Source organism: Stygiolobus sp. RP850M (assembly GCF_037389295.1).
Lineage (GTDB): Archaea > Thermoproteota > Thermoprotei_A > Sulfolobales > Sulfolobaceae > Stygiolobus.
Genome location: NZ_JBBHKU010000069.1, coordinates 1 through 15,604, shown reverse-complemented (window position 1 = coordinate 15,604; position 15,604 = coordinate 1). Strand labels below are relative to the sequence as shown.

17 protein-coding genes are annotated in these 15,604 nt (G+C 37.2%); 6 read left to right on the top strand and 11 right to left on the bottom strand.

All coding sequences use genetic code 11. The features are described 5' to 3' along the window. Window positions 1–57: 57 nt before the first annotated feature. The 8 genes from WIW52_RS09245 to gcvT all read right to left on the bottom strand — a co-directional run bounded on the left by WIW52_RS09245 (window position 58) and on the right by gcvT (window position 7,145). Window positions 58–1,200 (bottom strand): SufD family Fe-S cluster assembly protein, encoded by a 1,143-nt coding sequence (locus WIW52_RS09245; RefSeq protein WP_337710070.1) that lies wholly within the window; start codon window positions 1,198–1,200, stop codon window positions 58–60. Continuing rightward, window positions 1,200–2,639: a Fe-S cluster assembly protein SufB gene (sufB, locus tag WIW52_RS09240; RefSeq protein WP_337710068.1), complete on the bottom strand. Its 1,440-nt coding sequence runs from the start codon at window positions 2,637–2,639 to the stop codon at window positions 1,200–1,202. The genes WIW52_RS09245 and sufB overlap by 1 nt, the downstream gene beginning before the upstream one ends. A 75-nt stretch (window positions 2,640–2,714) precedes the next feature. Then, the gene (gene sufC, locus WIW52_RS09235) at window positions 2,715–3,452 is read right to left on the bottom strand and encodes a Fe-S cluster assembly ATPase SufC (RefSeq protein ID WP_337701317.1); all 738 of its coding nucleotides are present in this window, start codon (window positions 3,450–3,452) and stop codon (window positions 2,715–2,717) included. 25 nt (window positions 3,453–3,477) lie between these two features. Continuing rightward, the gene (locus tag WIW52_RS09230; RefSeq protein WP_337710066.1) at window positions 3,478–4,479 is read right to left on the bottom strand and encodes an AbrB/MazE/SpoVT family DNA-binding domain-containing protein; all 1,002 of its coding nucleotides are present in this window, start codon (window positions 4,477–4,479) and stop codon (window positions 3,478–3,480) included. 73 nt (window positions 4,480–4,552) lie between these two features. Then, on the bottom strand, window positions 4,553–4,924 hold the full coding sequence (locus tag WIW52_RS09225) for an Hsp20/alpha crystallin family protein (RefSeq protein ID WP_337710065.1): 372 nt from the start codon (window positions 4,922–4,924) through the stop codon (window positions 4,553–4,555). Between the two features lie 7 nt (window positions 4,925–4,931). After that, a complete protein-coding gene (locus WIW52_RS09220; RefSeq protein WP_337710063.1) occupies window positions 4,932–5,672 on the bottom strand; it encodes a proteasome assembly chaperone family protein in 741 nt (246 codons plus the stop codon). A gap of 1 nt (window position 5,673) precedes the next feature. After that, window positions 5,674–6,096 (bottom strand): glycine cleavage system protein GcvH, encoded by a 423-nt coding sequence (gene gcvH / locus WIW52_RS09215; RefSeq protein WP_337710062.1) that lies wholly within the window; start codon window positions 6,094–6,096, stop codon window positions 5,674–5,676. Window positions 6,097–6,101: 5 nt separating this feature from the next. Next, window positions 6,102–7,145 (bottom strand): glycine cleavage system aminomethyltransferase GcvT, encoded by a 1,044-nt coding sequence (gene gcvT / locus WIW52_RS09210; protein ID WP_337710061.1) that lies wholly within the window; start codon window positions 7,143–7,145, stop codon window positions 6,102–6,104. A 37-nt stretch (window positions 7,146–7,182) separates the two neighbouring features. Here gcvT and gcvPA point away from each other — a divergent pair, with 37 nt between their 5' ends. Further along, window positions 7,183–8,553, top strand: coding sequence for an aminomethyl-transferring glycine dehydrogenase subunit GcvPA (gcvPA, locus tag WIW52_RS09205; RefSeq protein WP_337710060.1), 1,371 nt, complete (start codon window positions 7,183–7,185; stop codon window positions 8,551–8,553). After that, window positions 8,537–10,051 carry an aminomethyl-transferring glycine dehydrogenase subunit GcvPB gene (gcvPB, locus tag WIW52_RS09200; protein WP_337710097.1) on the top strand — a complete coding sequence of 505 codons (1,515 nt, stop codon included), beginning with the start codon at window positions 8,537–8,539 and terminating at the stop codon, window positions 10,049–10,051. The genes gcvPA and gcvPB overlap by 17 nt, the downstream gene beginning before the upstream one ends. On the opposite strand, the gene WIW52_RS09195 is transcribed toward gcvPB, so the two are convergent. Further along, window positions 10,043–10,468, bottom strand: coding sequence for a signal peptidase I (locus WIW52_RS09195; protein WP_337710058.1), 426 nt, complete (start codon window positions 10,466–10,468; stop codon window positions 10,043–10,045). The genes gcvPB and WIW52_RS09195 overlap by 9 nt on opposite strands. Further along, window positions 10,449–10,778, bottom strand: coding sequence for a chromatin protein Cren7 (locus WIW52_RS09190; RefSeq protein ID WP_337701333.1), 330 nt, complete (start codon window positions 10,776–10,778; stop codon window positions 10,449–10,451). Before WIW52_RS09190 ends, WIW52_RS09195 begins: the two co-directional genes overlap by 20 nt. A gap of 348 nt (window positions 10,779–11,126) precedes the next feature. Between WIW52_RS09190 and eno the strand changes: the two genes are divergently transcribed. After that, window positions 11,127–12,371 (top strand): phosphopyruvate hydratase, encoded by a 1,245-nt coding sequence (eno, locus tag WIW52_RS09185; RefSeq protein WP_337710056.1) that lies wholly within the window; start codon window positions 11,127–11,129, stop codon window positions 12,369–12,371. Window positions 12,372–12,375: 4 nt separating this feature from the next. Here the strand turns inward: eno and WIW52_RS09180 are convergent, their stop codons facing one another. Next, window positions 12,376–12,624, bottom strand: a complete 249-nt coding sequence (locus tag WIW52_RS09180; RefSeq protein ID WP_337710054.1) for a hypothetical protein — start codon at window positions 12,622–12,624, stop codon at window positions 12,376–12,378. A gap of 168 nt (window positions 12,625–12,792) precedes the next feature. On the opposite strand from WIW52_RS09180, the gene cdvA reads away from it, so the two are divergent. From cdvA to cdvC, 3 genes are read left to right on the top strand one after another with little or no spacing between them, the layout of a single operon-like run. Continuing rightward, the gene (gene cdvA, locus WIW52_RS09175; RefSeq protein ID WP_337710053.1) at window positions 12,793–13,509 is read left to right on the top strand and encodes a cell division protein CdvA; all 717 of its coding nucleotides are present in this window, start codon (window positions 12,793–12,795) and stop codon (window positions 13,507–13,509) included. A gap of 18 nt (window positions 13,510–13,527) precedes the next feature. Beyond that, window positions 13,528–14,307: a cell division protein CdvB gene (cdvB, locus tag WIW52_RS09170; RefSeq protein WP_337710052.1), complete on the top strand. Its 780-nt coding sequence runs from the start codon at window positions 13,528–13,530 to the stop codon at window positions 14,305–14,307. 4 nt (window positions 14,308–14,311) lie between these two features. Next, on the top strand, window positions 14,312–15,433 hold the full coding sequence (gene cdvC / locus WIW52_RS09165; protein WP_337710051.1) for a cell division protein CdvC: 1,122 nt from the start codon (window positions 14,312–14,314) through the stop codon (window positions 15,431–15,433). Window positions 15,434–15,604: the final 171 nt, after the last annotated feature.

Here is a 15,604-nt window from a genome sequence, read left to right as displayed (position 1 = left end):
TTACCTTTTACGTAGATTATAAATAAGGGATTTTTCGCTTAAGTCAGAATAGAGAGACTAGACTGAAACTAATACTTTTGCCTCCGTAAGTATTTCGTCGATTATTTTCTCTAAGAACGGAGGATCATTTTCATCTATTATGAAACCTTTAATTATCATGGACTCTGCTTCTTTTCTGCTGAATCCTCTAGTCTCCAGATAAAAGATAAGCTCATCTGGTACTCTCGAAATAGAAGCTGAGTGCTTTGCTAGCTGAACCCTCCCAGTCTTGACCTCTAACATTGGAGCAACTACTGCTTTAGAGTCCTTACCGATGTTATACGCTCTACCTATTATAGATGTTGAAGAATCTAACGCCTCTTCTGATACTGTTGCATCTCCTCCTATTACGGACAATGCGGAATCTGTGGATATAGCCTTTAGCATGCCATCGCTTTTACTCCTTTTACCTTTATGAATCACACTTACTCTTACATTTATATTATCATTATTTAATCCTATGGTCTTTGCTGAAAATGTAGATATTGCGTTTTCCATTAATTCGATTGAGTAACTTACATGTGAGATAAACGACCTTGAGGTGAAAATGTTAGTGTTAAGTTCTCCTTTTACTAATGCTTTGGAATAAATGAATAGGTTAGAGGAAAGCCCTATTATAGTAAGATTTAGCTGTGCATCTCTTCCTACTTCAAAGGATATAACAGATGAGGTCATTCCATCCTTCGGACTATCGCTCATATAAACGAAGTCCATCGTGTCTCCGTCTTCTACTTTAACCTCTAAATTTAGGGGATAAAATACTCCTTCAGAAGACGTGTGGTAAAATAGGATCTTCTTTGACTTTAAATTTGATGAAGATATGGTGATCTTATTTGATAATGCGAGTGTTAAGCTTACTAGCTTATGTTCCTCGGCTTTTATAAGTGAGTTAGTGGGTTCATCCTTTGTTTCGATCTCAGATGGATAAGTAATTTCAGTATAACCATCTATCTTTCTTCCTTCCTTCGAGGGCAAGAAATCATTAACTTGTAGGTTCAATTTTTCAAATCTGCTCCAGTCTGTGTAGTGTTTTAGAGTAGGGGAATCGTTAATCCTCTGATAAGGGAGGGATAAATATAATGATAAAAGTCTTTCTCTTTCACTTTTATTACTAAACTTTGAAATATACTGTTGAGCTGAGGAAAAATCTATTATGGACATTATGCGACTGCACCTAGCTTGTCGAGTTCTAATTTAATAACCTTGTTTAACATTGTAGCGTATTCGAATGGTAACTCTTTCATTATCTCGTCTATAAATCCTAGTACTAGCATTGACACAGCTTCTTTCTCGTCTATTCCTCTGTTCTCTAGATAGAATAACTGGTCTTCGTTCATTCTGAATGTGTGAGCCTCATGAGCTACATCTGCATCTTCCTCAAACACTTGATTATGGGGGAATGTATAGGCTTTAGTTTTTTCATCTAACATTAACGAATCACACTTTACAAATGCTTTAGATCCCACTGCACCTTTGTTAACTCTTATTAGTCCTCTGTATATATTAACTCCTCCATTGAATCCGATGTTTTTACTTACGACTTTACTTTTAGTATTAGGTGCAGCATGTATCATTTTTGAACCACTATCTTTCCATTCTCCTTCTCCACTTGCTAATGTTACTACTAAGCTGGTTGAGGTTGCATTTTTACCTCTTAGGATAGTGGAGGGGTAAACAAAGCTATATTTTGATCCTAAAGAGCCTTCTACCCATTCTACTGTTGCATTTTCATCAGCCCACGCTCTTTTATTATTAAAGTTAATTATGTTCTTGCTCCAGTTCTGAACTGTAGTGAATTTAATGTATGCGTTCTTCTTAGCGTAAAGTTCGACCATTCCGTCGTGGAAGGAGAACTTCTTAAACTGTGGGGCACTACATCCTTCTATAAAGTGAATATAAGACCCCTCATCAGCAATTAGGAGTGTGTGTTCAAACTGTCCTTCCATTTCTGTACCTATTATGAAAAACCCTTCAACGGGCATTGTTATTTTTACTCCTTTAGGGACGTATACGAATACTCCTCCACTCCATAATGCTCCGTGTAGGGCTGCGAATTTGTGGTCTGAGACTGGGAATATTTTTGTGAAGTATTCTTTGACTATATCTGGATACTTCTGGACTGCTTCTTCAGGGGGCATCATAATTACCCCTTTCTTTTGAAGTTCCGCTTTTACGTTACTATATATCGGTTCTGATTCAAAAGTTGCTACTAAACCTCCTAGGTATTGTTGTTCTGATTGTGGTATTCCTAACTGTTCGTAATATTTTCTTATTTCTGGTGGTATTTGATCCCAGTTAGAAGTTCTCTCTACGTCTGGTTTAATGTAAATTTCCATTTTTGAAACGTCTAGCTCTGATAGGAAGTCAGGAAGCCAATTAGGTGTGGGGAGTTTTTCAAATAACTCAAGGCTTCTTAGCCTCAACCTTAGCATCCATTCAGGTTCCTTCTTTATCTTAGAAATTTCGGTTATCACGTCTTTGCTAAGTCCAGATTCCACCACTCTCTTATGGAATTCTTGCTGTGTGAGCGAGTGATTTTTAGCTTCTATTGTAGCGTTTATTAATTCGTTTAGATCAACGGATATTTTCTCTTCTGGCAATTGGGATTACCTCACATTAACTGTGTTAAAGATCTAATTTAAACTTGCTTATGAATAATTTGTAAAAAGAGTCTATCATTTGACTATTCCTTCGTAACCTTTTTCATCTATTAGTTTAGCTAACTCCATACCTCCGCTAGCAACGATCTTTCCTTTATATAGTACGTGTACTCTGTCGGCGTTGATATGTTCTAAGATCCTTCTATAATGAGTAATTATCAAATACCCAGTATTGTTTTCCTCTCTGAGCTTTAGTATAGAATTTGAAATCGCTTTTAATCCATCCACGTCTACTCCTGAGTCTGGCTCGTCTAGGATTGCTATTTTAGGTTTCATGAGGAGCATTTGAAGGATTTCTGTTCTTTTCTTCTCTCCTCCACTAAATCCTTCGAAAATCCCTCTGTTTAAAAGTGAGTCTGAAACGCCTACAGTTTTGCTTAGCTCTTTAACTTGTGATATCACTTGTAAGGGTTGTGTTGAGGAGCCGTAAATTCTGTTATATTCTGCTACAAGAAGCGTAGAAAGTTTAACTCCACTAATCTCTATAGGATTTTGGAAAGCTAAGAAAAGACCTTTTCTCACTTTCTCGTAAGTCTCCAGGTTTGTGATATCTTCTCCGTCAAGAAGGATTTTACCTTCCGTGATTTTATATTTAGGGTGTCCCATTATAGCTAATGATAAAGAGGTTTTACCGCTTCCGTTAGGTCCCATAAGTACGTGAATTTCTCTTGAGTTAATTTCAAGCTCTACTCCCTTAAGTATCTCTCTTCCTTCAACTTGCACGTGAAGGTTTTTTATTTTTAGTGTGGTCATTACTTTTCTCCATATCTATTTTTGTTCACGCATTAAAATTTCTCTCGATCCACGGTAATTCTTCCAAAAATATTGAGCAAGAGGAGTTTGTTAACGCCTCCTCTAAACTTTGAACTAACTCCTCTAGATAATTTTTGATTAACGGTTCTTGTATGTTAAGCTGTTCTAGTCCTTGTTTCAACTGGGAGATTATATTATGGCCGTTAGAGATCCTTTTAACGCTCGGGAATAATATTGTCATTATGATCTCATCAAATAAGTCATTTATTTTCTGGAACATTTCCGTCAAGATCTTTACTTGTTCTTGAGTGAGGATCGGTTTAGTGTTCTTTATCGTGTTGCTTAATTTAGTCATAATGTTGTATACACGGAGAATAATAATCGAGTTAATAGCTATTATGAAGTTTCTTAATGTGTCTCTTTCAGACGTGTATCTGCCTCCCATACTCCTTCTCAATAACATCAATTGTACTCTCTTCAAGTCCTCTAAGCTAGGCTGCACTTCTGCCAAGGGTTGTCCTTTTAAGTATCCTAGAATTTCATCAACTTTTCTTGATGCAATGTTCAGAATACGTCTGAGAAGGGACTCGGAGCCTATTTTTTCAGTATCGAGCAAGCAGTCCAGCTTTATACTGTTTTCACTAGTTTCTGCTACTTCAATTCCTACCAAGTGCTTCGAGTAATTTATTACGTCTTCAAATTCTTTAGGATCTATGTTCTTTTTTGAAGTAAATACGATCTCGTCGTATCCTAAGATGTATAAACATGGTATTGCTGTAGTCATGGGTTGTTTATAGCTATCTATATCTATCTTTACATTCCTCCTATTGTAGTTTATCTTTACTTTTTCCGCTACTAACCTTAGTGTTCCATCTTCAGATATCTCCATAATAATTTTATCCCCTGGTTTTATTCCCCACTTGTTAATCCACTTCTTGGGTAATGTGATGAAAAGGGAGGATGAACCTAATCTTTGAACTTTTCTAGTCTCCACGTCTTTTGGTGTTTTATTAGTTTCCTCTGCCAAAATAATTCCCTATTATTAAACTTAAACGGCGTTTATATAAACATTTCTAACTTATTCTAAGCTTTTAAAAAAATTAGTGCCTCTTTTTAACCGTAATTACGATCAACCATTTGTGTCTTGTTACTTCAACAGAATTAGGATCTGCATCTGGTGGAATTGTGAATTTAAGATAATATGTATTACCGCTTTTTGTCTTGCAATAAACTCTTATAGTGTTTTCACTTGTTGTGATTTTAAGGCTTGATGTATCGGCTTTCGGCATGTCTATTACATATTTGTAACAATCTTGTAGTTCCTCAACGGAGTATAAGGGAGATCTTGACTTAATGAAGTTCTCGACTTCTGCAAACTCTCTCTTGATTTCTTGCTCTATCTGCTTAAATTCCTCCTCTTGTTTAGATATTAAGTATCTGATTAATTCATCCAGATCTTTAAAAACTGGCATTTTTCCATCACGCGTAGGTCATAGGTTTGCCAGACGCGTATCTTGGAAGTTCGGCTTTTGTTTGAGCCATTAAGCCTTTGATCTTCTCTCTTATCTCTTCTGCCTCTTGCATCAGTTCGTCTACAGATATGTTAAAACCGATATATTTGGAAAGAATCGAAAGTGCTAGTGCAGATGCTTCGGGATCAGGTAGGTCTAAGAACGATTCCACTACTATGGTGAAGTTATTAATGTTCTCTTTTTTAGCTTCAATTAGTAACGGAGCATAGGGGCCTGCGATATACCCGTCACCGAATTTCTTCATTAAGCCAATTTTTTCCATTTCTTGAGCGATCTCTTCACTATTACCTATCCAATACGCGTTTATTGTATTAGCATTTAATCTGTCTTCTATCGGAAGACCTGTTATTGAGATGATCGTTGATATACCATATTTCTTAGCTATTTTTACTATCTCTCGTGAGATCGGATATAATGCTTCTGAGGGAATTGCTATCCACGAATGGAAGACGAGTATGTTATTTCCATGGTAAAGTTTTATGGGTGATTTAGCTATCCCGTCTTTTACGTGGGAGATAGGAGGTAGTAAACCTGGGGCATATAATGTAGCGAATTCCTTCAAACCGAGTTTTTCTATTAGGTATTCGGTGGCTATGACTCCTACGAGTCCAGCGTCAGGAATTCCTACAACCATGTAAGATGGCTTTGGAAAAACGGGCACGTATCCTTCTAATACCTCTATTGACATTTTACAGTCCCTCCCTCTTTTTAATTGTATTTATGTACTGCTCGTAGTTTAACAGTTTTTCGATTTCTTTTGGATCTGAAATTTCTAGTTTGAAAATCCATCCTGCACCATAAGGTTCTTTATTTATTAATTCGGGCGAGGTAACTAATTCTTCATTGGCTTCTGTTATCTTTCCGGAAAGTGGGGAATATATATCGGCAGCAGCTTTCACTGATTCTACAGTGGCGACTTGTTCTCCTGCTTTGACTTCCCTACCTGGTTGAGGTAAGTCAGCTCCTACAATGTCTCTCAGCTTCTTCTGAGCGTAATCTGTTATCCCTACCTTAGCCACATTATTTTCTATAGTTATCCACTCGTCGGTCTCAGTATAGTATCTGTCTTTTAAGACCTTATATTTTCCTTCTACAACGATTTCGTTGCTCATCTTTATCACTTAACTAATGGGAAGTCTGATATTTTTACATCTATTAATTTTCCCCTTACGTCAATGTTTAAGTTAAATCCTAAGTAAAGGTGACTCGATTTAATGTAGCCCATCCCTATAACCCTGCTTAAGTAAGGGCTGTAAGTACTACTCGTAACATATCCTACTTGAGTACCTAAAACTTTAAACGGATTGTCCCTTCTGGGTAAGATCCTCTCGTTCTTTTTTCCTTTAAATCCGATTCTTATCTTGTCTACTCCATTTTTTAACTGTTCTAAAATCTTGTCCCTTCCTATAAACTCTTTCTCTAGAGAAAAAACCCAATATCTGGCTTCTATAGGTGTAGTAGTTGAATCGATGTCCTCCCCGTAAAGTACAAAACCCATTTCTTGCCTCAGACTGTCCCTAGTAATTAGACCTGCTGGCTTCACACCCAAATTAACAAGCTTGGTGATCAACCTTGAGAGTGTTTCGGGAGGTCCCCATAATTCTACGCCGTCCTCTCCCGTCCACCCTGACCTACTTAATAAAAATACATCCTCGCTCATGAATTTTGTGTTCAACCTAAATTCTAAAGGTTGAAGATCTACTTTTTCAACGAAGTTCCACACACTTCTCCCCTGGATTGCAATCATAGCTAGATCGAATGTCAAGTCTTGAACATCTAGTGAGGAATTTTTCTTTATCCAACTGATTATTTTCTCTCTGTTTATAGCATTAGTAACAACGAGAAACTCATCCTCTTTGACCTTATATAACATTACGTCGTCTTCAAAACCACCCCTATCATTGAGGAATGCGGTAGGTCCTATCATTTTTCCTTCTTTTTCCTTGTTTATATCCTTGGCGACCAGTTTGTCCAACTCGTCATTTTTTCCCTTAATTCTGAGTCTTCCCATGTGTGAAAGGTCGAAAAATGCACATGATGTTCTCACAGCCATGTGTTCGTCTTGATAACTTGTGTATTTCATCGGCATTTGCCAGCCTGCGAATTCTCCTATATCCGCATTTAGCTTTATTTCAATATCCAAAAGGGGTGAACTAAACATTATTAACCGTGATCAAGTATAACTGTTTGATATTTATATGGACATGCATCCGTGGCTACCTAACCTAGCTCACATTAAGGAAATGCTTCAAGCAATAGGAGTACACGATATTTATGATCTCTTCTCCGATGTACCTAACGAGATCCTATTGAGGAGAGAGCTTAACTTACCTTATAAAGAACCATTATCGGAGTACGAAATTACGTTAAGGCTTAATGAATTAAAAAATAAAAACATGAAATTACTCATGCCCCCATTTATGGGTGGGGGTGTTTGCCCTCATTACGTTCCTGAGGCTGTAAAATTTATCATTAGCCGTTCAGAATTCTATACTTCTTATACTCCATATCAACCAGAGATAACTCAGGGTTTACTTCAGGCACTTTTCGAGTATCAGAGTCTGATTGCGGAACTATTAGAGATGGAAGTAGTTAATGCATCTCTATATGATTGGGGTTCTGCTTTAGCTGAAGCTGTGATGATGGCAAACAGAATCAACAAGAGATCTACAATATTAATCCCAGAAAACATGAACCCTTATCATAAGGAGGAATTAAAAACGTGGGTATACGGTAAGGGAATAAAAATTGTTGAGATCCCTTATAACAAGAACTCTGGTCAATTAGAGTATGAAAAGGCAAAAGAGATACTATCGTCTTCTAAAGATATAACCGCAATATATATACAACAGCCTAACTATTACGGTATCTTTGAAGAGAATGTCGAAGAGATAGTCGAATATGCTAAAAGGAACAATATCATAACTATTATGGGTGTTAATCCCCTATCTCTCGGTCTTATAAAATCTCCAGGTGAATACGGGGTTGATATTGCTATCAGTGATGGGCAGGAACTAGGCTTGCCTTTAAATTACGGAGGTCCTTTAGTTGGAATTATGGCAGTTAGGTGGGACGGGCAACTTATCAGACAAATGCCTGGGAGAATAGTAGGTCTTACTAGGGACTCTGACGGGAACAGAGCTTTTACATTAATTTTACAAACTAGGGAGCAATTTGCTAGGAGGGAGAAAGCAACTTCGAATATTACTACTAATGAGGCTTTGATGGCGATCGCAAATGCAGTATATTTATCTTTACTAGGGAGGAAAGGGCTAAAGGAGTTAGCTGAGGAGATATATAGGAGGAGTCATTATGCGAAAGAACAGTTCGAGAGGATAGACGGTGTTATCTCGCCCTTTAAAGGGGACTTCTTTGAAGAGTTCTTGCTCAAATTTCCTATTGATTACTCCTTAATTCATTCTCATCTGCTAGAGAAGAAAATTCATGGTGGTATCAAAATTGATAGAAATGAGGCATTGTTTTGTGTTACTGAGGTTCACACAAAGCAAATGATCGACACTTTAGTAAGTGAGGTGAAGGAGGTTATTGAAAATGTGGAGACAAGCTAAGTGGGACGAACCACTAATAACGGAATATAAGGGAAATAATAGTAGGATAGGAACTCTGGTTCCACACGAGAAGGAAATAGAAATCCAATTAAGAATACCTGAAAAACTTAAGAGAAGTAAAGAGCCTGAAATACCAGAGCTATCAGAACTAGAAGTAGTTAGGCACTTCGTAAGGCTCTCTCAAATGAGCTTCGGAGTGGATACTGGATTTATGCCTTTAGGCTCATGCACTATGAAATATAATCCTAAAGTGGAAGAAAAAACTTCAGAGCTAGTTTTTGAATATCACCCGTTACAAGATTTTGACACTGTTCAGGGAATTCTGGAAATGATTTACGAGATGCAAAATATGTTAGCTGAGATCACTGGTATGGATCAATGTAGTCTTCAAGTTCCAGCAGGTGCGGCTGGAGAATTAGCAGGTGTCTTAATGATAAAGAAATATCATGAAGATAAGAATAGAAGAAATCGTGATGAAATGTTAATAGCGGATTCTGCTCATGGTACTAATCCAGCAAGTGCAGCTATGGCAGGATATAAGGTAATCTACATAAGGACAAACAAGGATGGGCTAATAGATATAGACATATTAAAGGAAGTTACAAGCGAAAAGACAGCCGGGTTCATGCTCACTAATCCTAATACACTAGGACTTTTTGAGAGTGATATTCTAGAGATATCCAAGATTCTTCATAGGGTTGATGCTAAACTCTATTATGATGGTGCAAACCTAAATGGGATACTGGGAATAGTCAGACCGGGAGACATGGGATTCGATGTTGTTCATCTCAATCTCCATAAGACCTTTGGAGTCCCTCATGGTGGAGGAGGGCCAGGTGCTGGAGCTATATGCGCCAAAGGTGAAATAGTAGACTATTTGCCCTATCCCTTAGTTCAGAAAAAGGATGGAAAGTTTACACTAAATTATGTTCCGCCTAAAAGTATTGGTAAGATAGCTACCTTTTATGGCAATATTGCTAATGTTGTAAGAGCGTATTCATACATTTTAGGTTTAGGTTCTGAAGGCATTTCTATAGTAGGAAAGTTGAGTAGTCTAGCTACTAACTACCTAATAAGTAAACTCAAGGGAGTAAGAGGTCTCTCATTACCTTATTCAGATAGACCCAGAAAACACGAGGTTGTATTCTCGGCGAAACAATTGTTTAACGAGACCGGGATTTCGGCTAATGATATCGCTAAAGCACTGATCGATAGGGGCTTTTACGCTCCTACAATTTATTTCCCGCCTAACGTAGAAGAGGCTTTAATGATAGAACCTACTGAAACCGAACCGAAAGAGGTTCTTGATAAATATGCAGATGCAATTAGGCAGATAGTTGAAGAGGCTTACAAGAATCCGCAATTACTGTTAAACTCTCCATCAAATACCTCTGTCGGTAGGATTGATCAAGTTACTGCAAATCACCCCTCTTCAGTGACTCCTACGTATAGGGTGTACAGACTGAGAAGTGAGGGAAAAATATCTATCTTAAAGTAATGAGAATAATATAGAAATATATCCGAGGTAAGGTATTGAAAATATTATTCCATGAATCTCTAACACTTTTCCTATAATGAATTGGTGAGGAACACCGTAAGGTTGTTCTAAACCTATTCTATTATCAGGAATGGGATTGGTTATTGGATCTACACCTTGTGTTATATAACTATTATATTGAGGGTTAATTTGAATAACTCTATGAATTACATAAGTTCCTAGAGTTGATTTATATATAATTATATTTCCTACACTAATGTTTTTTGGAGAAGTATAGAAAGTTAGGAAGCCATTTTGAAATTCCGGATACATTGAAACTCCTTCTACGCTAGCTGTCTGTACTACTCCTGAAAATACTCCTATATAGATCATTAAAATAAGTATTAAAAGTATGATGTCACTCTTCTTCATCTTCATCAAGGTCACTCAAATCAAGTTCTATTACTTCGGCTCTGTTTTCCTCCTCCTTCTCTTGCTCTTCTCCTATCTTCTTAACTCCTTTCTTACCCTCTACCTCTACGGAGCTCCCTCCAGCCTTTATTTTTGAAACTACTGCTTTCCATTTATGTCCACACTTAGGACATTCATAAGAGCCCATAACTGTTATGGTTATTCTTCCATATGCATCTGGTAGAGGAGATACTAGTTGCCAAGTCTTTGTCGGTTTATCAACTTTTGTTCCACAATTAGGGCATACGTCTGGCTCGCTCTGTTTTTTCCTAGGCATGAGTAATATGTAATACAAATAAACTATAAATTAATTGGCATAATATTGACGCCGTCAGAAGTAAAGGGGATATGAATTTGTATTTTTTATTCAAAGCTATTACATATCCTATAATATTGAAAAATATTAAGATTGGTAAAGTTATTATGGTTTGAAGGTAAAAATACGCTACCAAAAACGGTGCTGTGACCCAAGTGATATAAAATGCTTTTTCGTTACTTATCTTTCCCCTTAGGATTCGAGCGTAAACTGGCGTTAATACCCCGTATATGATCAAAGGTATTGAGCTGTAACAAATAGGTAACATATATTAATCTTCTCTATTTGAATATTAATCAAGGATTTAAAATGAGCGATTCGTTCAGAATAAGAAAGGTAAAGGGTTATCAAATTCTCGATTCTAGAAGTAACAGGACAGTTAGAGTAAGGGTTGAGACTTACGGCGGGATTTCTGACTTCGGAGACGCTCCTGCAGGCGCATCAAAGGGAACTAGGGAAGCTGTAGAACTTAGGGATAAGGATGGCGGAGTTACAGAAGCTGTTCGAATAATTAATTCAGTAATTAATGATTCACTCCATGGCTTTAGTGTTCTGGATCAGTTAGCAATAGACCAAGCTCTTATTAAGCTTGATGGAACTCCGAACAAGAGTAGAATTGGAGGGAACACTACAATAGCCACTTCTATAGCAGTTCTCAAAACTGCCTCTAAATTTCTAGGGCTAGAATATTTCAAATATATTGGAGGTCCTAGGGTTAGGTATGTTCCTATACCCTTACTTAATATATTAAATGGTGGGCTTCATGCGGGTAACATGCTTAAAATCCAAGAGTTCATTATCATACCCAAGGAGTTTGATACATTTTCAGAGGCTTTAATCGCCTCGACTTCAATCTATAAGAGGCTAAAAGAGCTGATAACAGAGAGATATGGTAAACTCTACACTGCCTTAGGAGATGAAGGTGGAGTCGTTCCACCTCTCGAGAAGACTAGGGATGCTTTGGATCTCATATATACGGCTGTAAAACAGACTGGGTACGACGGTCAAGTTTATCTAGGTATGGACGCAGCGGCTTCAGACTTTTTCAAAGATGGTGCCTACGAGATAGACGGTAGGAAATACTCTCCGGATGAAATGATAGATTATTACGTTAGCTTAGCAAATGAGTATTCTATTCTATATTTAGAGGATCCATTCAATGAAAATGATTTTGAAAGGTTTTCTATTCTACAGTCAAAGCTTAAGAAGACTATAGTAATAGGTGATGATCTATATACCACTAATGTGGAGTATCTTAAAAAAGGAATTGAGAAGAAGTCGACCATTGGAACTATAGTTAAACCTAATCAAATTGGTACTTTAAGCGAAACTTTCGACTATATAGAGCTGGCTAAAAAGAATTCCATAAAGGTTATAGTTAGCCATAGAAGTGGTGAGACTGAGGATTCCTTTATTGCTGACCTAGCAGTGGGAGTTCAAAGTGACTTTATCAAAACTGGTGCTCCTGCTAGAGGTGAAAGGACTAGTAAATATAATAGAATCATAGAAATAGAAAGGGATTATGGCTTAGAGTATTACGGGAAAAAGTTATAGTATTTTAGGGTATTAATATTCCTATAATTAATAGGAACGTGGCTATAACTAACATTAAGATAACGAAACCTCTGAACGGCATATTAGGCAAGGTTTTAAAAGCCTGTACTACTCCGTAAGCGATGCCTCCGAGAAGAAGGATTATTAGTATTGACAATCCTATGATAATGAATGTTGAAGCTAGAGGTGTTGGGTTTACATGTAAGAGCTGTGAAAATTGTCCCGTTATATTCTCCAGTGTTTGTAAGCTCATTGTAAATCATAACTTGCGTTAGGAATCCTTTTTAAATAATCTATCATAATATTACCTAGCCGATGATGAGGGTTAAAAGCACTTATCCGTGATGAGCCTCTACCTGCTGAGGAGCCCAAATCCTTTTAAATAAATCATACTCAGCTGATAATTTTGAGGAGTAATACCATGCCGGTTTCAGTTGAAGTATTAACGAAGTTCATAGGACAAAAGATAAAGGACATTTACGGTAGAGATGTAGGGATTCTACTTCACGTTTATACTGAAATCGACGGAACAGTAACTGGCGTAGAGATTTCTAAAGGAGATGAGATAAAGAGTTACGCTCCTGACAGTCTGAAATTAGATGGGGATTCATTAGTATTAATTCCAGAGTGGAGGAGCGAGGCTTACAAGATTTTAGGATATATGGATAAAATAAGAAGAAGACAGAAAGCGTTAGAGGAGTTATACTCTAAGAACGAGATCCCAAAGAGTATGTATGATGATATGAAGAGAAAGTTGGACGCCGAAATGTTAAAGGTCAGAGATGAACAAAGTAAACTCAAGGGGAAACTTAAGGATAGGTTAAACAAAATTGAGGATCAGTTATCTCAGATCGATAGGGCTACAATAGCACTTAAAATGAGTTATATCTCGGGAGAGTTACCAGAAACTGCATATAAGAATTCGGTAGAGATCCTTAGGCAATCTAAAGAGAGTTATACCGCGGAAAGGGATGATATAAGAAAAACGTTAGATAAGCTAGACGGGCTTGATAAAGAGAGTTTGGATTTAAAGCCTTCTCCCTCATTACCCACGCAGACAGAACAATCTACAAAGACGGAAAGTAATAAGAGTGAAGTGCCTTTGCCAATACCAGTAAGGGTAATAAATACTTTGTAACTAATCTAGTGACTTAGGATGTTTGATAAGTTATCATCAATTTTTAACAATGATAAGAAGCGAAAAGTACAATTAGGGAAGATGATTACGGAAATATCATTGAAGCTAAAGGAACAGCAAGACAGACTTGACGAGGCAATAAGGAGGTTAAAGGAGAGGGACAAGGAGCTCTTCGAAAAAGTAGTTAGAGCCCAAATTGAGGGTGATGTTGCTAGGGCTACTATCTATGCGCAAGAGATCTCTGACATTAGGAAAATGATCAAAATAATTTATACTGCTTATTTGGCAATAGAAAAGGTCAGACTAAAGCTCGATACTGTTCAGGAATTGCAAGGTGTATCTCTAGTCCTAATTCCAGTTGCGAAAATATTAGGAGAACTTAAGGATCAGATAAAGGGAGTAACTCCTGAAGTGGCTTTAGCGTTAGACTCCATAACAAGCAGTGTTAACAGTATTGCTATAGAAACAGGTGCCATAAGTGAGAGATCTGTAGTTCCAGCAATAGTTGACGAACAAGCTAAGCAGATATTAGATGAGGCTCAAAAGATGGCAGAAGTAAAAGTTAGAGAAATCTTGCCAGAATTACCTCATCCTCCGGCAGAATTACCTAAACCTAAAGCTCAGGCAATACAAATAAAGCGCCAATTAACAGAAGATATACTCTTGGATTACATTAGAAGTACGGGAGGATTCCTTGATCTAGAATATATTTCAAAGAACTATGGGGTAGATAAGGTAGAAGTTCTCAATCTATTAAAGAGATTGGAACAGAAGGGTCTGATAGCATTGGAGGGATGAGTAGATGTCGGCTCAGTCAATGTTAGAAGAAATGGCAAGAAAATATGCTGTTGCAGCTGTAAAAGCTGATAAGGAAGGAAACATAGAGGAGGCTATAAATAACTATAAAAAAGCTATAGAAGTTTTATCTCAATTGATAGCGTTGTATCATGATTCTAATGCTGTTAAAGTCTATGAACAGATGATTAATGAGTATAAAAAAAGAATAGAGGTACTAAAAGAAGTAGTTCCTGCTAATGGGGAAGAACAAGCTAAGACAACATCTGTTAGTATAGAGGATCTCATAGTAAAGGAAAAACCTAAGGTCTCTTTTAATGACATAGTAGGACTTGATGATGTGAAGGAAGCGTTAAAAGAGTCTATAGTATATCCAACAAAAAGACCTGACTTATTCCCTCTCGGATGGCCTAGAGGCATTCTTTTATACGGTCCTCCAGGTTGTGGTAAAACTATGATAGCAGCAGCAGTGGCTAGTGAAATTGACTCATATTTTATTCAGGTCGACGCTGCTTCGATTATGTCTAAGTGGCTAGGTGAAGCAGAGAAGAACGTAGCTAAAATATTCAACAACGCGAGGGAACTCTCTAAAAAGGAGAATAAACCGGTTATAATATTTATTGACGAGATAGATGCGTTACTTGGTGTGTATAATAGCGAAAACGGCGGAGAGGTAAGAGTTAGAAACCAATTTTTAAAAGAAATGGACGGATTACAAGATAAGTCTGAAACGTTCAAAGTTTACGTTATAGGTGCAACGAATAAGCCATGGAGATTAGATGAACCATTCCTAAGGAGATTCCAGAAGAGAATCTACGTCAGACTTCCCGATTTTAATCAAAGGCTGGCGTTATTAAAGTACTACACATCTAAGATCAATTTGGACAGTAGTGTTAATTTGAATCAACTCGCAGAACTAACTGAAGGGTATACAGCGAGCGATATTAAGGATATTGTTCAAGCTGCTCAGATTAAGGTAGTAAAGGAGATGTTTGAAAGGAACTTATCGGAACCTAGACCAGTAGCAACTAACGACTTCATGGAAGTTCTAAAGGTTAGAAAACCCAGTGTAAATGAAGAAATGGTTAAAGCTTACGAAGTGTGGCACGAAAAGTTCAAGGCCTTGTAATTTAAAATTATTTTTTAACTATTTACAATTAAGTTAACCTCTTCTTATTCGAGTGTGGACAACAATTTTGTTAATTTAATATAATTTTATTCAACAATCTTTTCTCGTTCTATAAGAAATTGTTTTCGCGTAATACTATTTAAGGGTGAGCACGGGGTTTTTATCTTGGTG

Excerpts from the sequence above, each read along its gene's own strand:
- cdvB (WP_337710052.1), top strand. The coding sequence starts at position 13,528 with ATGTTTGATAAGTTATCATCAATTTTTAACAATGATAAGAAGCGAAAA.
- WIW52_RS09190 (WP_337701333.1), bottom strand. The coding sequence starts at position 10,778 with ATGCCTAGGAAAAAACAGAGCGAGCCAGACGTATGCCCTAATTGTGGA.
- WIW52_RS09195 (WP_337710058.1), bottom strand. The coding sequence starts at position 10,468 with ATGAAGATGAAGAAGAGTGACATCATACTTTTAATACTTATTTTAATG.
- gcvPB (WP_337710097.1), top strand. The coding sequence starts at position 8,537 with ATGTGGAGACAAGCTAAGTGGGACGAACCACTAATAACGGAATATAAG.
- WIW52_RS09225 (WP_337710065.1), bottom strand. The coding sequence starts at position 4,924 with ATGCCAGTTTTTAAAGATCTGGATGAATTAATCAGATACTTAATATCT.
- cdvC (WP_337710051.1), top strand. The coding sequence starts at position 14,312 with ATGTCGGCTCAGTCAATGTTAGAAGAAATGGCAAGAAAATATGCTGTT.
- gcvT (WP_337710061.1), bottom strand. The coding sequence starts at position 7,145 with ATGTTTAGTTCACCCCTTTTGGATATTGAAATAAAGCTAAATGCGGAT.
- WIW52_RS09180 (WP_337710054.1), bottom strand. The coding sequence starts at position 12,624 with ATGAGCTTACAAACACTGGAGAATATAACGGGACAATTTTCACAGCTC.
- gcvH (WP_337710062.1), bottom strand. The coding sequence starts at position 6,096 with ATGAGCAACGAAATCGTTGTAGAAGGAAAATATAAGGTCTTAAAAGAC.
- cdvA (WP_337710053.1), top strand. The coding sequence starts at position 12,793 with ATGCCGGTTTCAGTTGAAGTATTAACGAAGTTCATAGGACAAAAGATA.
- sufC (WP_337701317.1), bottom strand. The coding sequence starts at position 3,452 with ATGACCACACTAAAAATAAAAAACCTTCACGTGCAAGTTGAAGGAAGA.
- gcvPA (WP_337710060.1), top strand. The coding sequence starts at position 7,183 with ATGGACATGCATCCGTGGCTACCTAACCTAGCTCACATTAAGGAAATG.
- WIW52_RS09220 (WP_337710063.1), bottom strand. The coding sequence starts at position 5,672 with ATGTCAATAGAGGTATTAGAAGGATACGTGCCCGTTTTTCCAAAGCCA.
- eno (WP_337710056.1), top strand. The coding sequence starts at position 11,127 with ATGAGCGATTCGTTCAGAATAAGAAAGGTAAAGGGTTATCAAATTCTC.
- WIW52_RS09245 (WP_337710070.1), bottom strand. The coding sequence starts at position 1,200 with ATGTCCATAATAGATTTTTCCTCAGCTCAACAGTATATTTCAAAGTTT.